This window comes from Alcanivorax sp. VBW004 (assembly GCF_009718865.1).
Lineage (GTDB): Bacteria > Pseudomonadota > Gammaproteobacteria > Pseudomonadales > Alcanivoracaceae > Alcanivorax.
Map to the genome: position 1 here is coordinate 864,694 of NZ_WNHC01000001.1, position 16,814 is coordinate 881,507.

At 59.5% G+C, this 16,814-nt stretch carries 18 protein-coding genes; 11 read left to right on the forward strand and 7 right to left on the reverse strand.

What is annotated here, in order from left to right; translation table 11 throughout:
* Positions 1-71: 71 nt before the first annotated feature.
* On the reverse strand, positions 72-2,216 hold the full coding sequence (locus tag F1529_RS03950) for an FAD-dependent oxidoreductase (protein ID WP_155132278.1): 2,145 nt from the start codon (positions 2,214-2,216) through the stop codon (positions 72-74).
* A 182-nt stretch (positions 2,217-2,398) separates the two neighbouring features.
* Positions 2,399-3,439 (reverse strand): methyltransferase domain-containing protein, encoded by a 1,041-nt coding sequence (locus F1529_RS03955; protein ID WP_155132280.1) that lies wholly within the window; start codon positions 3,437-3,439, stop codon positions 2,399-2,401.
* Between the two features lie 452 nt (positions 3,440-3,891).
* Between F1529_RS03955 and F1529_RS03960 the strand changes: the two genes are divergently transcribed.
* The 4 genes from F1529_RS03960 to F1529_RS03975 are packed head-to-tail and all read left to right on the forward strand — an operon-like array spanning position 3,892 to position 7,104.
* Positions 3,892-4,668, forward strand: a complete 777-nt coding sequence (locus F1529_RS03960; RefSeq protein WP_370456948.1) for a phosphate ABC transporter substrate-binding protein — start codon at positions 3,892-3,894, stop codon at positions 4,666-4,668.
* Complete coding sequence (gene pstC / locus F1529_RS03965; RefSeq protein ID WP_155132284.1) at positions 4,637-5,491, forward strand: phosphate ABC transporter permease subunit PstC; 855 nt, start codon at positions 4,637-4,639, stop codon at positions 5,489-5,491. Before F1529_RS03960 ends, pstC begins: the two co-directional genes overlap by 32 nt.
* Positions 5,484-6,311 carry a phosphate ABC transporter permease PstA gene (gene pstA / locus F1529_RS03970; RefSeq protein WP_155132286.1) on the forward strand — a complete coding sequence of 276 codons (828 nt, stop codon included), beginning with the start codon at positions 5,484-5,486 and terminating at the stop codon, positions 6,309-6,311. Before pstC ends, pstA begins: the two co-directional genes overlap by 8 nt.
* 10 nt (positions 6,312-6,321) lie before the next feature.
* Entirely contained in the window at positions 6,322-7,104 is a 783-nt protein-coding gene (locus tag F1529_RS03975; RefSeq protein WP_155132288.1) for a phosphate ABC transporter ATP-binding protein, read from the forward strand.
* 80 nt (positions 7,105-7,184) lie between these two features.
* Here F1529_RS03975 and F1529_RS03980 read toward each other — a convergent pair whose 3' ends face one another.
* The 5 genes from F1529_RS03980 to ettA all read right to left on the reverse strand — a co-directional run bounded on the left by F1529_RS03980 (position 7,185) and on the right by ettA (position 10,590).
* Complete coding sequence (locus F1529_RS03980; protein ID WP_039926394.1) at positions 7,185-7,592, reverse strand: hypothetical protein; 408 nt, start codon at positions 7,590-7,592, stop codon at positions 7,185-7,187.
* 65 nt (positions 7,593-7,657) lie between these two features.
* Positions 7,658-7,891, reverse strand: coding sequence for a zf-HC2 domain-containing protein (locus F1529_RS03985; RefSeq protein ID WP_155132290.1), 234 nt, complete (start codon positions 7,889-7,891; stop codon positions 7,658-7,660).
* A complete protein-coding gene (locus F1529_RS03990) occupies positions 7,885-8,493 on the reverse strand; it encodes an RNA polymerase sigma factor (protein WP_155132292.1) in 609 nt (202 codons plus the stop codon). Before F1529_RS03990 ends, F1529_RS03985 begins: the two co-directional genes overlap by 7 nt.
* Before the next feature lie 4 nt (positions 8,494-8,497).
* Positions 8,498-8,857 carry a PilZ domain-containing protein gene (locus tag F1529_RS03995; RefSeq protein WP_039926391.1) on the reverse strand — a complete coding sequence of 120 codons (360 nt, stop codon included), beginning with the start codon at positions 8,855-8,857 and terminating at the stop codon, positions 8,498-8,500.
* 65 nt (positions 8,858-8,922) lie between these two features.
* Positions 8,923-10,590 carry an energy-dependent translational throttle protein EttA gene (gene ettA / locus F1529_RS04000; protein ID WP_007150582.1) on the reverse strand — a complete coding sequence of 556 codons (1,668 nt, stop codon included), beginning with the start codon at positions 10,588-10,590 and terminating at the stop codon, positions 8,923-8,925.
* Between the two features lie 287 nt (positions 10,591-10,877).
* Here ettA and glyA point away from each other — a divergent pair, with 287 nt between their 5' ends.
* The 7 genes from glyA (at position 10,878) to ribE (ending at position 16,712) form a co-directional block, all read left to right on the forward strand.
* The gene (gene glyA, locus F1529_RS04005; protein WP_155132294.1) at positions 10,878-12,134 is read left to right on the forward strand and encodes a serine hydroxymethyltransferase; all 1,257 of its coding nucleotides are present in this window, start codon (positions 10,878-10,880) and stop codon (positions 12,132-12,134) included.
* Between the two features lie 42 nt (positions 12,135-12,176).
* Positions 12,177-12,533, forward strand: coding sequence for a four helix bundle protein (locus tag F1529_RS04010; RefSeq protein WP_155132296.1), 357 nt, complete (start codon positions 12,177-12,179; stop codon positions 12,531-12,533).
* A gap of 49 nt (positions 12,534-12,582) precedes the next feature.
* On the forward strand, positions 12,583-13,077 hold the full coding sequence (gene nrdR / locus F1529_RS04015; protein WP_155132298.1) for a transcriptional regulator NrdR: 495 nt from the start codon (positions 12,583-12,585) through the stop codon (positions 13,075-13,077).
* The gene (gene ribD, locus F1529_RS04020; protein WP_155132300.1) at positions 13,074-14,222 is read left to right on the forward strand and encodes a bifunctional diaminohydroxyphosphoribosylaminopyrimidine deaminase/5-amino-6-(5-phosphoribosylamino)uracil reductase RibD; all 1,149 of its coding nucleotides are present in this window, start codon (positions 13,074-13,076) and stop codon (positions 14,220-14,222) included. The genes nrdR and ribD overlap by 4 nt, the downstream gene beginning before the upstream one ends.
* A 38-nt stretch (positions 14,223-14,260) precedes the next feature.
* Positions 14,261-14,920 (forward strand): riboflavin synthase, encoded by a 660-nt coding sequence (locus tag F1529_RS04025; RefSeq protein WP_007150097.1) that lies wholly within the window; start codon positions 14,261-14,263, stop codon positions 14,918-14,920.
* A gap of 72 nt (positions 14,921-14,992) precedes the next feature.
* The gene (ribBA, locus tag F1529_RS04030) at positions 14,993-16,102 is read left to right on the forward strand and encodes a bifunctional 3,4-dihydroxy-2-butanone-4-phosphate synthase/GTP cyclohydrolase II (RefSeq protein WP_155132302.1); all 1,110 of its coding nucleotides are present in this window, start codon (positions 14,993-14,995) and stop codon (positions 16,100-16,102) included.
* Positions 16,103-16,241: 139 nt separating this feature from the next.
* A complete protein-coding gene (gene ribE / locus F1529_RS04035; protein WP_007150362.1) occupies positions 16,242-16,712 on the forward strand; it encodes a 6,7-dimethyl-8-ribityllumazine synthase in 471 nt (156 codons plus the stop codon).
* Positions 16,713-16,814: the final 102 nt, after the last annotated feature.

Consider the following 16,814-nt stretch of genomic DNA (forward strand, 5'->3'; position numbering starts at 1 on the left):
TTTTTCTTTCAAGGTAGGACGGCCGTGCACCGTAATGATAATGAGAATAATTGTCAATTATGCTTTTGTGGTTAGCGCCGAATGTTGTGAAGCCGCTCTACCCAGCGTAACAGTCCCTCTGGCTTGCGGGCTTTTTTCCACTCCCCGGCAGCAAACTTGTTGGCTTCGGCCATGGTCGGGTAAATGTGGATGGTGCCGAGGATCTTGTTCAGGCCCAGCTTGTGTTTCATGGCCAGTACGTACTCGGCAATCAGCTCCCCGGCGTGCTGGCCGACAATGGTAACGCCGAGAATCCGGTCGCTGCCTGTGGCGGTCAGTACTTTCACAAAACCCAGGTCCGCACTTTCGGCGATAGCCCGGTCCAGATCGTCAATGCCGTAGCGGGTCACCTCGTAATCGATGCCTTGCTCGTTGGCTTCCTGTTCATTCAGTCCGACCCGGGCGACTTCCGGGTCGGTAAAGGTGCACCAGGGGATCACCCGATAGTCCACTTTGAATTTTTTCGCGAAACCAAACAGGGCATTGACCGAGGCATACCATGCCTGGTGAGAGGCGGTATGGGTAAACTGGTAGGGGCCGGCCACATCGCCGCAGGCATAAATATTCGGGAAGCGGCTTTGCAGATGGTCGTTGACGGTGATGGTGCCGTTGTCATCGGTGGGCAGCTTCAGCGTTTCCAGTCCCAGCCCTGTGGTGTTGGCTTTGCGCCCCACGGCCAGCAATAGCGTATCGAATACGATCCGCTTTTCCTGTCCGTCCCCCGTGACATACAACACCTTTTCACCTTCTTCCCGGGCAAAGCGCACGGTGGTGTGATCGACCAGTACCGTGACGCCGCTCTCTTCCAGGGCGGCGGTGACCAGTGCTGCGGCGTCTTCATCCTCGCGGGGCATCAGGCGCGGGCCTTTCTGTATCTGCGTCACCTGGCTGCCCAGACGGGCAAACGTTTGCGACAGCTCACAGCCGATGGGGCCGCCACCCAGGACCACAAGGCGCTGGGGTTGTTCTTCAATGTTCCACAGCGTGTCGGAGGTGAGGGCATCCATGTCCTCGATACCGGGAACCGGTGGAATAAACGGTTGGGCGCCGGTGGCGATAATAATGCTGCGGGCGGTCAGGCGTTCGCGGTGATCACCGTTACGGATCTCCACTTCCCATGGCGAGATAAAGGTGGCTTCACCGTAACGGCAATCCACGCCCAGTTCGCTGTATCGTTCTACAGAGTCATGGGGTTCGATTTTCTTGATGATGGTGTGGACACGTTCCATCAATGTACGGAAACGGAAGTCATTGCGAATGCTGTCGAAGCCGAATTTTTCCGCCTGTTTTTCATAGAAGGCCACGCGGGCACTCTTGATCAGTGCCTTGGACGGCACGCACCCGGTATTCAGGCAGTCGCCACCCATTTTGTGTTTCTCGATCAGGGTCACTTTCGCTTTGACGGTGGCGGCAATGTAGGCGCTGACCAGCCCGCCCGAGCCTGCGCCGATAACAATCAGGTTGCGGTCAAACTGTTTGGGTTTTTTCCAGCCCTTGTACACTTTTCGCGCCTGCAAGCGGGCCATGATCGCCTTGGCTATCCACGGGAAAATACCCAGCAGCACAAAGGCGCCCAGTAACTCGGGCGACAGTAAACCACCCAGGCTGTCGATCTGGCCAAGTTGGGTGCCCGCATTCACGTAGACGGCGGTGCCGGCCAGCATGCCCACCTGGCTGACCCAGTAAAAGGTGCGCGCTTTGATGGGGGTGAGGCCCATAACCAGATTGATAATGAAAAACGGTACAACAGGCACCAGACGCAATGTGAAAAGGTAAAACGCGCCTTCTTTTTTGACACCCTCATTGAGTTTTTTCAGCCGTTCGCCAAAGCGATTCTGCACCGTGTCATGAAACAGAAAACGGGAGGCGAGAAACGCCAGGGTAGCGCCCGCTGAGGATGCAAAGGAGACCAGTGCCAGGGCAATCCAGAAGCCGAACAGGGCGCCGGCGGCCAGCGTCATGATGGCAGCGCCGGGCAGGCTGAGTGCCGTGACAATAACATAGAGCGCGAAAAAGCCACCGAGGATCAGCGCAGGGTTGTCTTGGTACAACGCATCAAAAGCGCTTTGCTGCTCCTTGATATAACCGAGGCTGAAATACTGGCCCAGATCAAACACAAAGTAGCTGGCAATCAGCGCGGCGATGATAACAAGTAATAGCGCTTTTTTGATGTTCATTTGGCTTCCTTGATCAGTGTTACGGTGCTGGAGGATCTTGGCCAGAGTTCATGCTCGTCGGGCGTTTGAGTTGCGAGTAACGAGTTTCGAAAGGCAAAACCCGGAAGGGTGATCACGCTTTTGATCTTCGTTACTCGCTTCTCGCGACTTTCTTCTTGGTTTGCAAGAAAACGACTGCGGCTTCAGCAACAACTTGCTGCACTACCTTCCTGGTTGTCTTCGAAAGGCACATTCAGCCCGCAGCCTTCGAAGATACCGTAATGGGTGTCGAAGTTGCCGATGAAATCAAAGTGTGCCGCAAAGCGGCTTTTCTCCAGCATCAACCAGGTGTTGCCGCACACCGGGAAAACTTTACCGGTTTCGATCCAGTGGTGGTCGTCCAGAGCAAAGCGGTGAGGGCTGTTTGTCAGTGTGCCTTTGTAGACCACCGCCTGGCCATAATCTTCACAGGCTGGCTCCAGCGAATCGATATTGAACAGCCGGTAGGTGGCTGAATAAAAGCGGATATTGCCCAGCGTTTTTTCGATAGTCGGGTTTTCAATGGTCAGCGGGCGGGATTCCACCAGTCTTGGATCGGCAAAGCCGCAGCGCTTGCCAAGGTTGATGAAATCATTCCAGTACAGGGCGCCGGACAGGCACTCTCCGTACAGCACCGGGTCTTTGGCCAGTGAGGCAGGTATGCGACGGTCTGCATAAACATCGGAAAAAAAGAACTCGCCGCCGGGTTTCAGCAGGCGTTTTACGTCGCTGATGACCTTGGCCTTGTCGGTGCTCAGGTTGATGACGCAGTTGGAAATGACGATGTCGAAGTAGCCGTCCTGCAAGTCCAGCTGGTCGAGCTCTTCAATATAGCCTTTCAGAAAACGCACATTGCTGTTGGCGTAACCAAAAGCGTCACGGTGATAGTCGAGGTGGCGATTGGCTACCGCTAGTTGCTCGTCGGTCATGTCCACGCCAACTACTTCGCCGTGCTCACCGACCAGCGCCGATAGAAGATAAGCATCGCGTCCGGAGCCGGAGCCCAGATCCAGAATGCGCATGCCTTCCAGTTGCTCCGGGGCTACCAGCCCGCAGCCATAGTAGCGGCTGACCACTTCATCATGGAGTTGTGCCAGCAGGGGCTTCAGGTGTTCCGGCGGCGCCTGATCACAGCAGGCATTAGTCTGCAGGTCTGCACTGGAATGCAGTTGTTTGCCGTAATAATCCTGCACGTCTTCACGCATTGCTGACTCTCCTGAGTATCAAGCTGTCTGGGTACTAAGGAACCTCTGAATAACTCCTTGCACGCTTCAGGCCACGCCCTTCGGGCCTTCCAGGCTGGCCCGCACTCGTTGTTGCACTTTTTCGATGGATCGACATATCTCGATCCCAGTTAGGGGACACCTTCAAAAGCGCGCCCTCTGTGCCCCGAATGGGGTATAGATTGCGAACCAGCCTGAAAGACTGAGTACGCAAGGAGTTATTCAGAGGTTCCCTAATAGGATGCAGCAAATCGCTGCAGGTTACAGTGCTGATGGAATGTTTCCTGCGCTTGTGAGTAATGAGGCGAATAAGACGCTCATCAATGTAATAGTTGCATCAGTGTTGCATCAAAGTGCTGCAGATAACGTGAAGAATGCGGGCAGCCAGGAAGGAGAGGGCAGTGCAGTTTGGATTGAGGTGGCTGGGAGGGGCTGTGATTGTGCTTTTTCTGGTGGGGTGCGGAGAGTCTGGCAGTACGTTAACCGTCACCGGTTCCAGCACGATTGCGCCGCTGATGGCGGAGTTGGCGGAACGCTATGAAACAGAAACCGGAATACAGGTGGATGTGCAGAGTGGTGGGTCCGGGCGAGGCATGGGTGATGTGCGTCAGGGGTTGGCGGATCTGGGCATGGTGAGCCGCGCGCTGAAAGCGGATGAACAGGATCTGGATGGGCACCTGATCGGGCGCGATGGTATTGCGATTATCGTTCATCGCGACAATCCGGTACGGGCGCTCAATGATGACCAGGTTCGTGCCATCTATACCGGCAAGATGCAGCGCTGGGACGCTGGATCAACCGAAGGCAGGCCCATTACCGTTGTTCACAAGGCGCAGGGCCGATCCACCCAGGAGCTTTTCCTTGCCTACTTTCAACTGGAAAACAGCCAGGTCCAGCCGGATCGGGTGATTGGTGAAAACCAGCAGGGCATCAAGGCGGTGGCGGGAGATCCTTTTGCCATTGGCTATGTGTCCATCGGCACCGCGATTTATGAAGCTGACAATGGCACGGCTATCCGGTTGCTGCCTCTGGAAGGCAAGCCTGCGTCGTTGGCCGTACTGGCGCAGGGGGGTTACCCCCTGGCCCGCGAGTTGAACCTGGTGACCCGTGGTGAGATGTCGCAACCGGTGGCCGACTTTCTGGCCTTTGTAACCCGTACAGACATGGCGGATGTCTACCATGATTACTACTTCCTCCCTGCCGCTGAGTGATCGCCTGCTGACGCTGGTGCTGCGCCTGTGTGGGGGGCTGGCGGCACTGGTGCTCGGCGGTATTGTGGTGGTGCTGCTGGTGCAGGCATTGCCGTTTTTGATCAATGAAGGCGCGGGGATCTGGCAAAGCACCTGGCAGCCGGGGCAGGGCGAATACGGAATGGCGCCGATGATTGCCGGATCGCTCTTCGTCAGTGTGTTGGCATTGGTGCTGGCGGCTCCGGTGGCGGTCTTGCTGGCCGCCTGGCTGCGTTACTTTGCGCCACGATTGCGGCGTCCGGTATTGGCCGGCGTGGAGCTGATGGCGGGTATTCCGTCGGTGGTGTATGGCCTGTGGGGCATGCTGGTGCTGGTGCCCGGGATCAATCAATGGGTGCCGCCGGGCGCCTCCTGGCTGGCCGGGTCACTGGTGCTGGCGCTGATGATTGTGCCGTTGGCGCTGCTGGTGACGGACGCCGCGCTCGGGCAGTTACCGCTGCGTTATCAACGCGCCGGTGAGGCGCTGGCTTTGTCCCGGGTGGGCATGCTGCGGCGGGTGCTGTTGCCCCGCGCGGCGCCCGGGATAGTGGGTGGTGTGGTGTTGCAGTTCGGGCGGGCGTTGGGGGAAACCATGGCCGTGCTGATGGTGTGTGGCAATGTGGTGCAATGGCCGGATTCGGTGTTTGCCCCGGTGCGCACGCTGACCGCGAATATTGCTCTGGAGATGGCTTACGCCACGGGTGACCACCGCGTGGCGCTGTTTGCCAGTGGCTTGCTGCTGATTGCCGTGACCGGGCTGTTGTTGATGGCCAGTTGGCGGTTGCGAGGAGTGTCCCATGGCTGATCGTGTGGCCTGGCTGGCCGGTTGGGTGTTACTTGCACTGGTGATGGTGCCGGTGGCGTTGATGGTGACGGCGCTCTGGCAGCAAAGTGCCGATGTGCTGAGTGTGGGGTTTCTGTTGGAGGACCCGGGGCGGGCCGGTCGCAGTGGCGGTATTGCTGCGTTGTTGATCAGCACCGGGTGGATTCTGGCCTTGTGTCTGCTGGTGGCCGTGCCGGTGGGCCTTGGTTGCGCGCTGTATTTGAGCGAATCGTTGCCGGCGGATAGCCGCCGCGCCCAATGGCTGGGTGGGGTGCTGGATATGTTGGCGGCGGTGCCATCGATTGTCTACGGGCTGTTCGGTTACCAGTTTTTTGCCATTACGCTGGGGTTGGGGTTTTCCATTCTCAGTGGCGCCTTGGCCCTGTCGCTGATGGTCTTGCCGCTGATGATCCGCAGTGCCGAGCAGGCCATGCGTGCGGTGCCGATGGGGTATCGCCAGGCCCGGGATGCATTGGCGCTGAGCCGTTGGGGCTGGGTGCGCCGGATTCTGCTGCCCTGCGCGGCGCCGGGTATTGCGGTGGGCATTATTCTCAGTGCCGGGCGGGCGCTGGCGGAAACGGCGGTGCTGTTGTTTACCGCCGGCTACGTGCTGCGCCGTCCTGACTCCCTGTTCGATTCCGGGCGTACCCTGAGTGTGCATATTTACGATCTGGCCATGAATGTGCCCGGTGGCATGCCGCGGGCAGCGGCCACGGCGGTGGTGCTGGTGGCCTTGTTGGTGGTGCTGAATTTGCTGGTGCGGCGTGTGCTGCGCCAGCCCATGACAGAGGCTCTGGTATGAGTGAGCAACTATGAGTGAGCAACGAACGCATCGGGCGCCGTCACTGGTGCTGGAATCCGTGTCTGTCACTTATGGGGAGCAAGTGGCGATCAGTGATGCGTCCTTGCAGGTGGAACCGGGTGAGTTGATGGCGCTGGTGGGCCCCAGTGGCTGCGGCAAAAGCAGCCTTCTGGGGGCCATTAATCGCATGAGCGATGGGGTCAGCGGCTGTCGGGTGGGTGGCCGAATATGGCTTGATGGGGAAGATGTCCGGCAACGCCACGACCTGACGGTGTTGCGTCGGCAGGTGGGTATGGTGTTTCAGCAGCCCAATCCCTTTCCGTTATCCATCATCGACAACTTGCTGTTCCCGCTGGCCGAGCACCGCGTTCCCCGGGGGCAGCGGCGTGCCCGTGCCGAACAGGCGCTGCGCGATGTGGGGCTGTGGGAGGAGGTGAAGGAGCGCCTTTCCCGGCCGGCGCTGGGGTTGTCCGGTGGGCAGCAACAGCGGTTATGCATTGCTCGGGCCCTGGTGTTAGAGCCACGGGTGTTGCTGCTGGATGAGCCTTGTTCCGCACTGGACCCGGTCTCTTCCAGGGTGGTCGAGGCGCTGATCCGCTCGCTGAAAGGGCGTTATACGATTCTGATGGTGACCCATAACCTGGCACAGGCACGGCGCCTGGCGGATAGCGTGACGGTCTGTTGGCTGGAGGGGCAGTGTGGTTGTGTGGTGGAGTCCAACGGCTGCGAGCAGGTCTTCGAGAATCCCGCGCACCCGCTCACCGCGGCTTATTGTGCGGGGGAGGCAGGCTAGCCTCTGAGCCTCGCTTGCGGTAAAGGCTTTCGCTGCATTTTGCCTCTGCGCAGTATTATCCTGCGCAGAGGGGCGTGCCTTTATGCTTTGCTTTTGCGGCCATCAATGCTGAGCAGGGTGTCCTGATCGCGCAGCACATAGAGGGCAACGCAGGCGGCCAGCATGGGCCAGGCGGCGAAGAACAGCAGGTGATTGAACGGGTCCAGGTATTGCTGCCAGGACGAGAAGGTGGAGCCGGCATGCATGAGCAGGATGATGCCGTAGCTGTAGCGGCGCAGGGCGCCGGCAGCAAAGGCTAATACGACGATAAGCTGCAGACAGGCCAGTACGGTGAGGACGGTGCCTCCGAGCCCTTCCAGCCCATAAAATTTGGCGAAAACCTTGCTGGTGTGGCCGGGGTTGATGAACTTGTCCAGAGTCCACATCAGCATCACGATGAAGACACCGAGTCGTAGCAAGAGCAATGAGAGAGCGAGTTTGCGTTCCATGGTCTGCCTTGGCGTTGGGAGGGGTAAGAAGCCGTAATGGCGATTTCAGGCGCGGTTACCGGGCCTCAGCGGTCCTGGGGGATGTTGAGTCTGTTCAGGACTTCCTGGGTACGGGCATCATCGAGGGCATCCGTCTCGCGGGGCAGAGTGCTCAGCAGTGCGCGTAACTGGCGTATATAGCGGCGACAGTGGTGGCACATGAGCAGGTGCAGGCGCAGGGCAAAGCGCTCCCGTCTGGTCATCGGGGCGCCGTCCACGAGGGCATCGGCTTTTGCGACGACGTGCTTGCACTTCAACATTCGCCTGTCTCCTGAAAATGGTCCACCAATTCAAACAACCTTGCGCGGGCCCGGTGTAACAGCACACGGACGTTGGATGCACTCACGTCCAGCATGTTACAGATATCATCGAAATCCATGCCTTGCAGGTCCCGCAATTCCAGCACCAGGCGCTGATTGTCCGGCATTTTTCCCAGGGTCTTTTCCATGCAGTGGCGCAGTTCGTCGCGGGTGAGAAGGGCATCCGGGCCGCTCAGGTCCCAGTGCTGTGGCGGGTGGTCCCAGTGCCCGCCGTCACGAAAACGGTGGGCCAGGGCATCCTGCTCATCGGTGGGATCAAACTGTATCTCGCGACCGCCCTTGCGCAGCATCATGCGTGCCTGGTTGATCACGATGCGGGTGAGCCAGGTGCGTAGCAGGCTGCGGCCTTCGAATTTACTGATGGCGCGGTGCGCGGCGATCCAGCCATCCTGCACCGCTTCTTCCGCATCGGCGGATGACAGCATGGTGCGGGCCGTGGCCAGCAGCATGTTGTGGTGGGCTTTGACGAGTTGGCCAAAGGCCGCTCGGTCTCCCTGGCGCAGGCGTTCAATGAATTCCGGGCTTTCCAGGGTCGGGTCCAAGGTGTCAGCTCTCCGGGGTCAGCAGGGTGGCGGGGTCATCTTCGCCGTCGTCGCCCTGATGCAGCATGACAATGCGGCGTAAATGCTGCATATCATCCACGGAAGGGCGATCGAACATGATGCCGATATCCCGGCCCTGCTGGCGCTGCACTTTTGCCGGGAGGGTCAGTGTGATATCGGAATCTTCCAGTGTAATGGTCAGGATGACCGGGGACGCCGCGGGCAGCGTGAGCGGGGTGCTGCTGTTGAGTCGTGCGCCCATGACGGAAATGTCGTCCAGTGACACGGGGTGGTTATCCTGCTGGAAAACCAGGGTGGCTTCCCCGTCGAAGTCCACCCGGTTGGCCCGCCGTCTTTCGTTCATGCTGTCGTCCCTGTTGCGTCCCCGTGCCGGCACGCCTTTCCTGTGCCGGCATTATCCTGTGCGAATCAGACTTCGATTCGCTTGTACTTCATGCGCTTGGGCTGCAGGGCTGCATCGCCCAGCTGCTTGCGTTTGTATTCTTCGTACTCGGTGTAGGAGCCTTCGAACCATTCTACCCGGGCATCGCCCTCGAAAGAGAGAATGTGGGTGGCGACGCGGTCCAGGAACCAGCGATCGTGCGAAATCACGATGGCGCAGCCGGGGAACGCCAGCAGGGCCTCTTCCAGTGCCCGCAGGGTTTCCACGTCCAGATCGTTGGTGGGCTCATCGAGCAGCAGGACGTTGGCGCCCTGCTTGAGCAGCTTGGCCAGGTGCAAACGGTTGCGTTCACCGCCGGACAGGTCGCCGACACGTTTCTGCTGATCACCACCCTTGAAGTTGAACCGGCCCAGATAGGCGCGGCTGGGGACTTCATAGTTGCCGATGCGCAGAATGTCGTTGCCGTCAGACACTTCTTCCCAGACCGTCTTGTTGCTGTCCAGGTCTTCACGGCTCTGGTCCACGTAGGCCATCTGTACGGTGTCGCCGGTGACGATCTCGCCGCTGTCCGGGGTTTCCTGGCCGGCCAGCATGCGGAACAGGGTGGTTTTACCGGCACCGTTGGGGCCGATGATGCCGACGATAGCACCACGGGGAATCTGGAAATCCAGATCTTCGTAGAGCAGCTTGTGGTCGAATTGCTTGGCCACATTCTTGATTTCGAAAACCTGCTCGCCCAGGCGCTCACCCGGCGGGATGTACAATTCCTGGGTTTCGTTGCGTTTCTGGAATTCCTGGCTGGCCAGCTCTTCGAACGCAGACACACGGGCCTTGTTCTTGGCGCGGCGGCCTTTCGGGTTCTGGCGTACCCATTCCAGTTCTTTTTCCACCGTTTTGCGGTGGGCTGACTCGCTCTTCGCTTCCTGTTCCAGACGCTGTTCTTTCTGCTCCAGCCAGGAGGAATAGTTGCCTTGCCAGGGAATGCCTTCGCCGCGATCCAGTTCCAGGATCCACTCACAGGAATTATCCAGGAAGTAGCGATCGTGGGTTACCGCCACCACGGTGCCGGGGAATTCGTGCAGGAAGCGCTCCAGCCAGGCCACGGACTCTGCGTCCAGGTGGTTGGTGGGCTCATCCAGCAGCAGCATGTCCGGGGCGCTCATCACCAGCCGGCACAGGGCGACCCGGCGGCGTTCACCACCGGACAGGGTTTTTACGCTGGCTTCCCAGGGTGGCAGGCGCAGGGCGTCGGCGGCGATTTCCAGTTTGCGCTCAAGGTTGTGCGCATCGCTGGCTTCGATGATGTCTTCCAGCTTGGCCTGTTCGGCGGCCAGCTTGTCGAAATCCGCGTCTTCCGCTGCATAGGCTTCGTAGACTTCTTCCAGACGCTGCTGGGCGTTACGGATATCCGCCACGGCTTCTTCGACGATCTCGCGGACATTCTTTTCCGGGTCCAGCTCCGGCTCCTGGGGCAGGTAACCGATGTTGGTGCCCGGCTGCGGCCGTGCTTCACCCAGATAGTCCTTGTCCACGCCGGCCATGATGCGCAGCAGTGTGGATTTACCGGAGCCGTTCAGGCCCAGTACGCCGATCTTGGCGCCAGGAAAGAACGACAGGGAGATGTTCTTCAGAATGTGTTTCTTGGGCGGGACAACCTTGCCCACCTTGTCCATGGTGAAGATGTACTGGCTCATAAACTCCGACCGCAGTCTGTATTAATGTGCGGGGCGCGCGGTGCAGGTTGGCTGCAGGCCCCGGCAGAGGGTACTTTGATTGGCGCCTAAGCTAACGGAAAGCGGCCGTGAGTGAAAGTGCGGGCCCCCTGATAGGGCGACGTAAGGCCGGATTGGCGCCAGAAAACCGGTGCCTGACGCCATGAGACGACTGGCCGGTTTCCATGAGCGGACTTCAAGTGCCATTGGCCCCGGATTTGGTTAGAATACGCGCCCCTGAATCCACCAATGACTCCGTAGGGTAGCCCATGTTCCCGAAATCCATGTCCATCGCCGAGTTTGATCCTGAAATCCAGGCCGCTATCAAGGCTGAGGAAGTCCGCCAGGAAGAGCACATCGAGCTGATTGCCTCTGAAAACTATGCCTCGCCAAGGGTCATGGAAGCCCAGGGCTCCGTACTGACCAACAAGTACGCCGAAGGCTACCCGGGCAAGCGTTACTATGGCGGTTGCGAGAATGTGGATGTGGTCGAGCAGCTGGCCATTGATCGTGCCTGTGAACTGTTTGGCGCAGACTGGGCCAACGTGCAGCCGCATTCCGGTTCCCAGGCCAATGGCGCGGTCTACATGGCCATGCTGAAAGCGGGCGACACCGTGCTGGGCATGAGCCTGGACGCGGGTGGTCACCTGACCCACGGTGCCAAGCCGAACTTCTCCGGCAAGACCTACAATGCTATCCAGTACGGCCTGGACAACGAGACCGGCCTGATTGATTACGAGCAGGTGGCCTCCCTGGCCCGTGAGCACAAGCCGAAAATGATCGTGGCGGGTTTCTCTGCCTACTCCCAGATTGTGGACTGGCAGCGTTTCCGTGACATCGCCGACGAAGTGGGCGCGATCCTGCTGGTAGACATGGCCCACGTGGCCGGTCTGGTTGCCGCAGGCGTCTACCCCAGCCCGGTGGGTATTGCCGACATCACCACCACTACGACCCACAAAACCCTGGGTGGTCCCCGTGGCGGCCTGATCATGGGCAAGGCCAACGAAGAGATTCAGAAGAAGATCAACTCTGCCGTGTTCCCCGGTGGCCAGGGTGGCCCGCTGGAGCACGTGATTGCCGCCAAGGCAATCTGCTTCAAGGAAGCCATGCAAGGGGATTTCAAGGGCTACCAGCAGCAGGTAGTGAAGAACGCCCAGGCCATGGCCGGCGTATTCATCGAGCGTGGTTTCGACGTGGTATCCAACGGCACCGAAAACCACCTGTTCCTGCTCAGCCTGATCAAGCAGGACATCACCGGTAAAGATGCCGACGCCGCCCTGGGCCGCGCTAACATCACCGTGAACAAGAACGCCGTGCCCAACGACCCGCGTTCCCCGTTCGTCACCTCCGGCCTGCGCATCGGCTCCCCGTCCATCACCCGCCGTGGTTTTGATGAAGCGGATGCCAAGGCTCTGGCCGGCTGGATCTGCGACATCCTCGACAACATGGGTGACGAGTCCGTGATCGAAACCGTCAAAGGCAAGGTGAAGGAAATCTGTGCGCGGTTGCCGGTATATGAGAGATAAAATTAACAGTTAATAATGAATAATTAATAACGGGAGTCATGGATGACGACCAGAAGTGCAGCGCGGGAGAAATCCCGCGCTTTTGCTTTGCGGGTGGTGAAAAGTTCCCGTTTTCTGCAAAGTGAAAGAAAGGAATATGTACTTAGCAAACAGCTATTGCGCAGTGGAACGGCCATTGGTGCCCTGATCAGGGAGGCGGAATATGCTGAAAGCAGAGCAGACTTTGTCCATAAGCTGCATATTGCGTTGAAAGAAGCCAGTGAGACAGACTACTGGATAGATTTGCTGTGTGACTCAGGTTACTTCAACCCTGAAGCAAGGGCTTCATTGCAGGCTGATGCGGAAGAGTTGATCAGGCTTTTGACTGCCATCATCAAAACCACCAAAACACGCAGTTAATGGTTTTTAGCTATTAACTATTAATTATTAACTATTAATTGGGGTTTCCATGTACTGCCCGTTTTGCTCCGCCCAGGACACCAAGGTGATCGACTCTCGTCTGGTTGCGGATGGGGTGCAGATCCGTCGCCGCCGGGAATGTTTGAGCTGTACCGAGCGCTTTACCACCTTTGAAACCGCCGAGTTGGTGATGCCGCGCCTGGTGAAAACCGATGGCACCCGTCAGCCGTTTGATGAGGCCAAGCTGCGCGCGGGCATGCTGCGGGCGCTGGAGAAGCGGCCGGTGAGCATGGAAGACCTGGAAGCGGCGATCAGCCGCATTTGTCACCGTCTGCGAGCCACCGGCGAGCGGGAGTTGCCGGCCCGGGAGCTGGGTGAATTTGTGATGGAAGAGCTGCAACAGCTGGACGATGTGGCCTATGTGCGCTTTGCGTCGGTGTACCGCAGTTTCCAGGATATTTCCGATTTTTCCGCTGAAGTGGATCGCCTGAAAAAAGCCGGCGGCAAGTTGGGAGACACGTTGGACGAGCCGAAAGAGTCATGAGCTTTTCTGCCGCCGACCATCAGTTTATGAGCCGGGCGCTGCAACTGGCGCGCCATGGGCTGTACACCACGGACCCGAATCCGCGGGTGGGCTGTGTGTTGGTGCGTGATGGCGCGGTGGTGGGCGAGGGCTTCCATGCCCGGGCCGGTGAGCCCCATGCCGAGCGCCATGCGCTGGCGGCGGCTGGCGATCGGGCTCAGGGAGCCACGGCCTATGTCACCTTGGAGCCTTGCTCCCATACCGGCCGGACTGGTCCTTGCGCTGATGCGCTGGTGGAAGCCGGGGTGGCGCGGGTGGTGGTTGCCATGGAAGACCCGAATCCGCAGGTAGCGGGGCAGGGACTGCAACGGCTGGCGGATGCCGGTATCGCGGTGGCGTCGGGATTGCTGGAAACCCAGGCCCGGGACCTGAACCCGGGGTTTATTGCCCGGATGACCCGGCAGCGGCCTTATATTCGTATCAAGATTGCTGCCAGTGTGGATGGCCGCACGGCCATGGCCAGCGGCGAGTCCCAGTGGATCACCGGCCCGGCGGCGCGGGAAGATGTGCAGCGCCTGCGGGCACGCAGTTCGGCGGTGATCACCGGGGTGGGGACGGTGCTGGCGGACCGGCCTTCCTATACGGTGCGCCCGGCGCAATGGACCCTGGCGGACTATCACGGCAGCCCGGGAGACCACAATCAGGCGGGCCGCGACTGGGTGCGCCAGCCGTTGCGGGTAATTCTGGACAGAACCCTGCGCACGCCCCCGGATGTGCCGGTGGTCAGTGCACCGGGGCATTGCCTGCTGGTGGCCGGAGAACAGCATCCGGGGCGCCAGAATGCGCTGGAATCCGCCGGGGCTGAGGTCATGCATTTGCCGGCCTCTGGCTCCGGGATCGACCTGCAGCAGTTGCTAATCGAATTGAACCGGCGCGAATGTAATGAAGTACTGGTAGAATGTGGCGCCACGCTGGCCGGTGCTTTTGTCCGTGAGGGCCTGTTCGACGAAATTCTCGTCTATATGGCACCGGCCCTGTTGGGCTCGTCAGCCCGACCGTTACTGGGCCTGCCGCAGCTGGCCAGCATGAGCGAGAAGGTGGCGTTGCGTTGGCAGGATGTGCGCCAGATTGGCGATGACCTGCGTTTGACGCTGGTGCCTGCCTGATTAACGCCGCGGCTAACGCCCGAATTCAAGAGGTTTTCATGTTTACCGGCATTATCGAATCCATGGGCAAGGTGGCTGCCATGACCCCGAAAGGCGGCGATGTGACCTTGCTGATCAAGAGCGACGGGCTGGACTTTTCCGATGTGCAGCTGGGCGACTCCATTGCGGTGAACGGCGTATGTCTTACCGCCACCGCGTTGCCTGGTAGCGCCTTTGAGGCGGATGTGTCCGGGGAAACCCTGTCGCTGACCTCGCTGGCGCAAATCAGCGTGGGCAGCACGGTAAACCTGGAAAAAGCCCTGACACCGTCCTCCCGCCTGGGTGGCCACCTGGTCAGCGGTCATGTGGATGGCCTGGGCAAGATTGTCGAGATGAAGCAGGATGCCCGTTCGGTGCGTATCGATATCGAGGCACCGGCGGAGCTGGCCAAGTACATTGCCCACAAGGGCTCAATCACCGTCGATGGCATCAGCCTGACGGTGAACAGTGTGGTCGGGGCGGTGTTTTCCCTGAACATTATCCCGCACACCCAGGAGGTAACCACCATCGGCCAATGGCAGGTGGGGACGCCAGTGAACCTGGAAGTTGATATCATAGCCCGCTATCTGGAACGCCTGCTCCTGGGAGAGAAGGCCGCCGAGCCCACTTCCGAGGGGATTTCCATGGCGTTCCTGGCGGAAAACGGGTTTTTGAAATAACGCTGCAGGCATTACGCAGACACGCATCATGCAGGCGTGTCGCGTGTTGCGTGCCAGCCTGAAGGCGGTTTTATGCAACTCAACAGTATTGAAGAACTGATCGAAGATATCCGTCAGGGAAAGATGGTTATCCTGATGGACGATGAGGACAGGGAGAACGAAGGCGACCTGGTGATGGCGGCAGAGCACGTGACTGCAGAAGCCATCAACTTCATGGCCAAGTACGGCCGTGGCCTGATCTGCATGCCCATGTCCCGCGAGCGCTGTGAGTTGCTGGATCTGCCGTTGATGGTGCAGAGCAATGGCAGCGGCTTTGGCACCAAGTTCACGGTGTCCATCGAAGCCCGTGAAGGAGTGACCACCGGGATTTCTGCCGCCGACCGTGCGCGCACCGTGCAGGCCGCCGTGGCCCGCAATGCCCGCGCCTATGACATTGTTCAGCCGGGGCATATTTTTCCGCTGATGGCCGAGCCGGGTGGCGTGCTGCGCCGTGCCGGTCACACCGAAGCGTCCTGCGATCTGGCGGCGCTGGCCGGTTGTGAGCCGTCCGGGGTGATCTGTGAAGTCATGAATGAAGATGGCTCCATGGCACGCCGGGAAGACCTGGAAGTGTTTGCTGCAGAGCACGACTTGAAGATCGGCACCATCGCCGACCTGATCCAGTATCGCGCCCTGAACGAACAGACCATCGAGCAGGTGTCTGACCACGAGCTGGATACCTGGTACGGCGATTTTCGCCTGGTGGCGTTCCGCGACACCGTGGACGGGCTGACCCACGTGGCGCTGGTGAAAGGCGAGATCAGTGAAGACGAAGAGGTGACGGTACGGGTGCACCAGGTGGACCCGTTGCGTGATCTGATGAGCGCCAAGATGAATGGCCGCACCGGCTGGAACATGCATCGGGTGCTGGAAACCGTCTCCCAGTCGGATGCCGGGGTGGTAATTATCCTGGGTCAGGATTATGCCTCCAACGATATCGTCGAGCGCCTGGATGCCTTCTTCGGCGGCACTGCAGGCAAGCCCAAGGGCGAGTCCCGTGCGTACCGCAATATTGGCACCGGCTCCCAGATTCTGAAGGCGCTGGGCGTGCGCAAAATGCGCTTGCTCAGCTCCCCCATGAAATTCAACGCGTTGAGTGGTTTCGACCTGGAAATCACCGAGTACGTGGACGCGGATAGTTAAGGACGCCGGATGCCCGACGCCTTAGGCCTGACGCTTCCGATTTCAGCGTTGGGCTCTAGGCGTCCGGCGTCAGGCAGCAAATCGAAACCACTGGACGCTCCTGCCTTGCCAGGCGCAACCAGCGATCAGGACAAGACGCATGCAAAACATCAAGACTCTCGAAGGTACTCTGAGCAACGTGGGCGGCCGTTACGGTATTGTGGTGGCGCGCTTTAACAGCTTTGTGGTGGAAGCCTTGCTGGACGGTGCCGTGGATGCGCTGGTGCGTCACGGAGTGAGCCGTGACGATATCGAAATCATCCGCGTACCCGGTGCCTGGGAAATGCCGGTGGCCGTGAAAAAGGTCATCGAGAAGCGCAGCTACGATGCCGTGATCGCATTGGGCGCGGTAATCCGTGGCGGTACCGCCCATTTCGAATTCGTCGCCGGTGAAGCGGCCAAAGGTATTGCCTCGGTTCAGAACAGCACTGGTACCCCGGTGGCGTTCGGCGTGCTGACCGTGGACACCATCGAGCAAGCCATCGAACGCTCCGGCACCAAGGCCGGCAACAAGGGGGCGGAAGCCGCCCTGTGCGCACTGGAAATGGTATCGCTGTTTAAAGCCTTGTAAGAACAGGCTTGCAGCAGCACGCCTGACGCCGGATACGGCCCTTCTCCCCAGCCCTTCTTTCACCATCGAGAGAAGGGGCGCCTCCTGAGTTTTCTGGAGGTT

Bases quoted from the DNA above. Each gene is read 5' to 3' on its own strand.
- F1529_RS04025 (WP_007150097.1), top strand. From the start codon at position 14,261: ATGTTTACCGGCATTATCGAATCCATGGGCAAGGTGGCTGCCATGACC.
- ribBA (WP_155132302.1), top strand. From the start codon at position 14,993: ATGCAACTCAACAGTATTGAAGAACTGATCGAAGATATCCGTCAGGGA.
- F1529_RS03975 (WP_155132288.1), top strand. From the start codon at position 6,322: ATGAGTGAGCAACGAACGCATCGGGCGCCGTCACTGGTGCTGGAATCC.
- nrdR (WP_155132298.1), top strand. From the start codon at position 12,583: ATGTACTGCCCGTTTTGCTCCGCCCAGGACACCAAGGTGATCGACTCT.
- F1529_RS04010 (WP_155132296.1), top strand. From the start codon at position 12,177: ATGACGACCAGAAGTGCAGCGCGGGAGAAATCCCGCGCTTTTGCTTTG.
- F1529_RS03955 (WP_155132280.1), bottom strand. From the start codon at position 3,439: ATGCGTGAAGACGTGCAGGATTATTACGGCAAACAACTGCATTCCAGT.
- ribE (WP_007150362.1), top strand. From the start codon at position 16,242: ATGCAAAACATCAAGACTCTCGAAGGTACTCTGAGCAACGTGGGCGGC.
- glyA (WP_155132294.1), top strand. From the start codon at position 10,878: ATGTTCCCGAAATCCATGTCCATCGCCGAGTTTGATCCTGAAATCCAG.
- F1529_RS03980 (WP_039926394.1), bottom strand. From the start codon at position 7,592: ATGGAACGCAAACTCGCTCTCTCATTGCTCTTGCTACGACTCGGTGTC.
- F1529_RS03995 (WP_039926391.1), bottom strand. From the start codon at position 8,857: ATGAACGAAAGACGGCGGGCCAACCGGGTGGACTTCGACGGGGAAGCC.
- F1529_RS03985 (WP_155132290.1), bottom strand. From the start codon at position 7,891: ATGTTGAAGTGCAAGCACGTCGTCGCAAAAGCCGATGCCCTCGTGGAC.
- F1529_RS03950 (WP_155132278.1), bottom strand. From the start codon at position 2,216: ATGAACATCAAAAAAGCGCTATTACTTGTTATCATCGCCGCGCTGATT.
- ribD (WP_155132300.1), top strand. From the start codon at position 13,074: ATGAGCTTTTCTGCCGCCGACCATCAGTTTATGAGCCGGGCGCTGCAA.
- ettA (WP_007150582.1), bottom strand. From the start codon at position 10,590: ATGAGCCAGTACATCTTCACCATGGACAAGGTGGGCAAGGTTGTCCCG.
- pstA (WP_155132286.1), top strand. From the start codon at position 5,484: ATGGCTGATCGTGTGGCCTGGCTGGCCGGTTGGGTGTTACTTGCACTG.
- pstC (WP_155132284.1), top strand. From the start codon at position 4,637: ATGATTACTACTTCCTCCCTGCCGCTGAGTGATCGCCTGCTGACGCTG.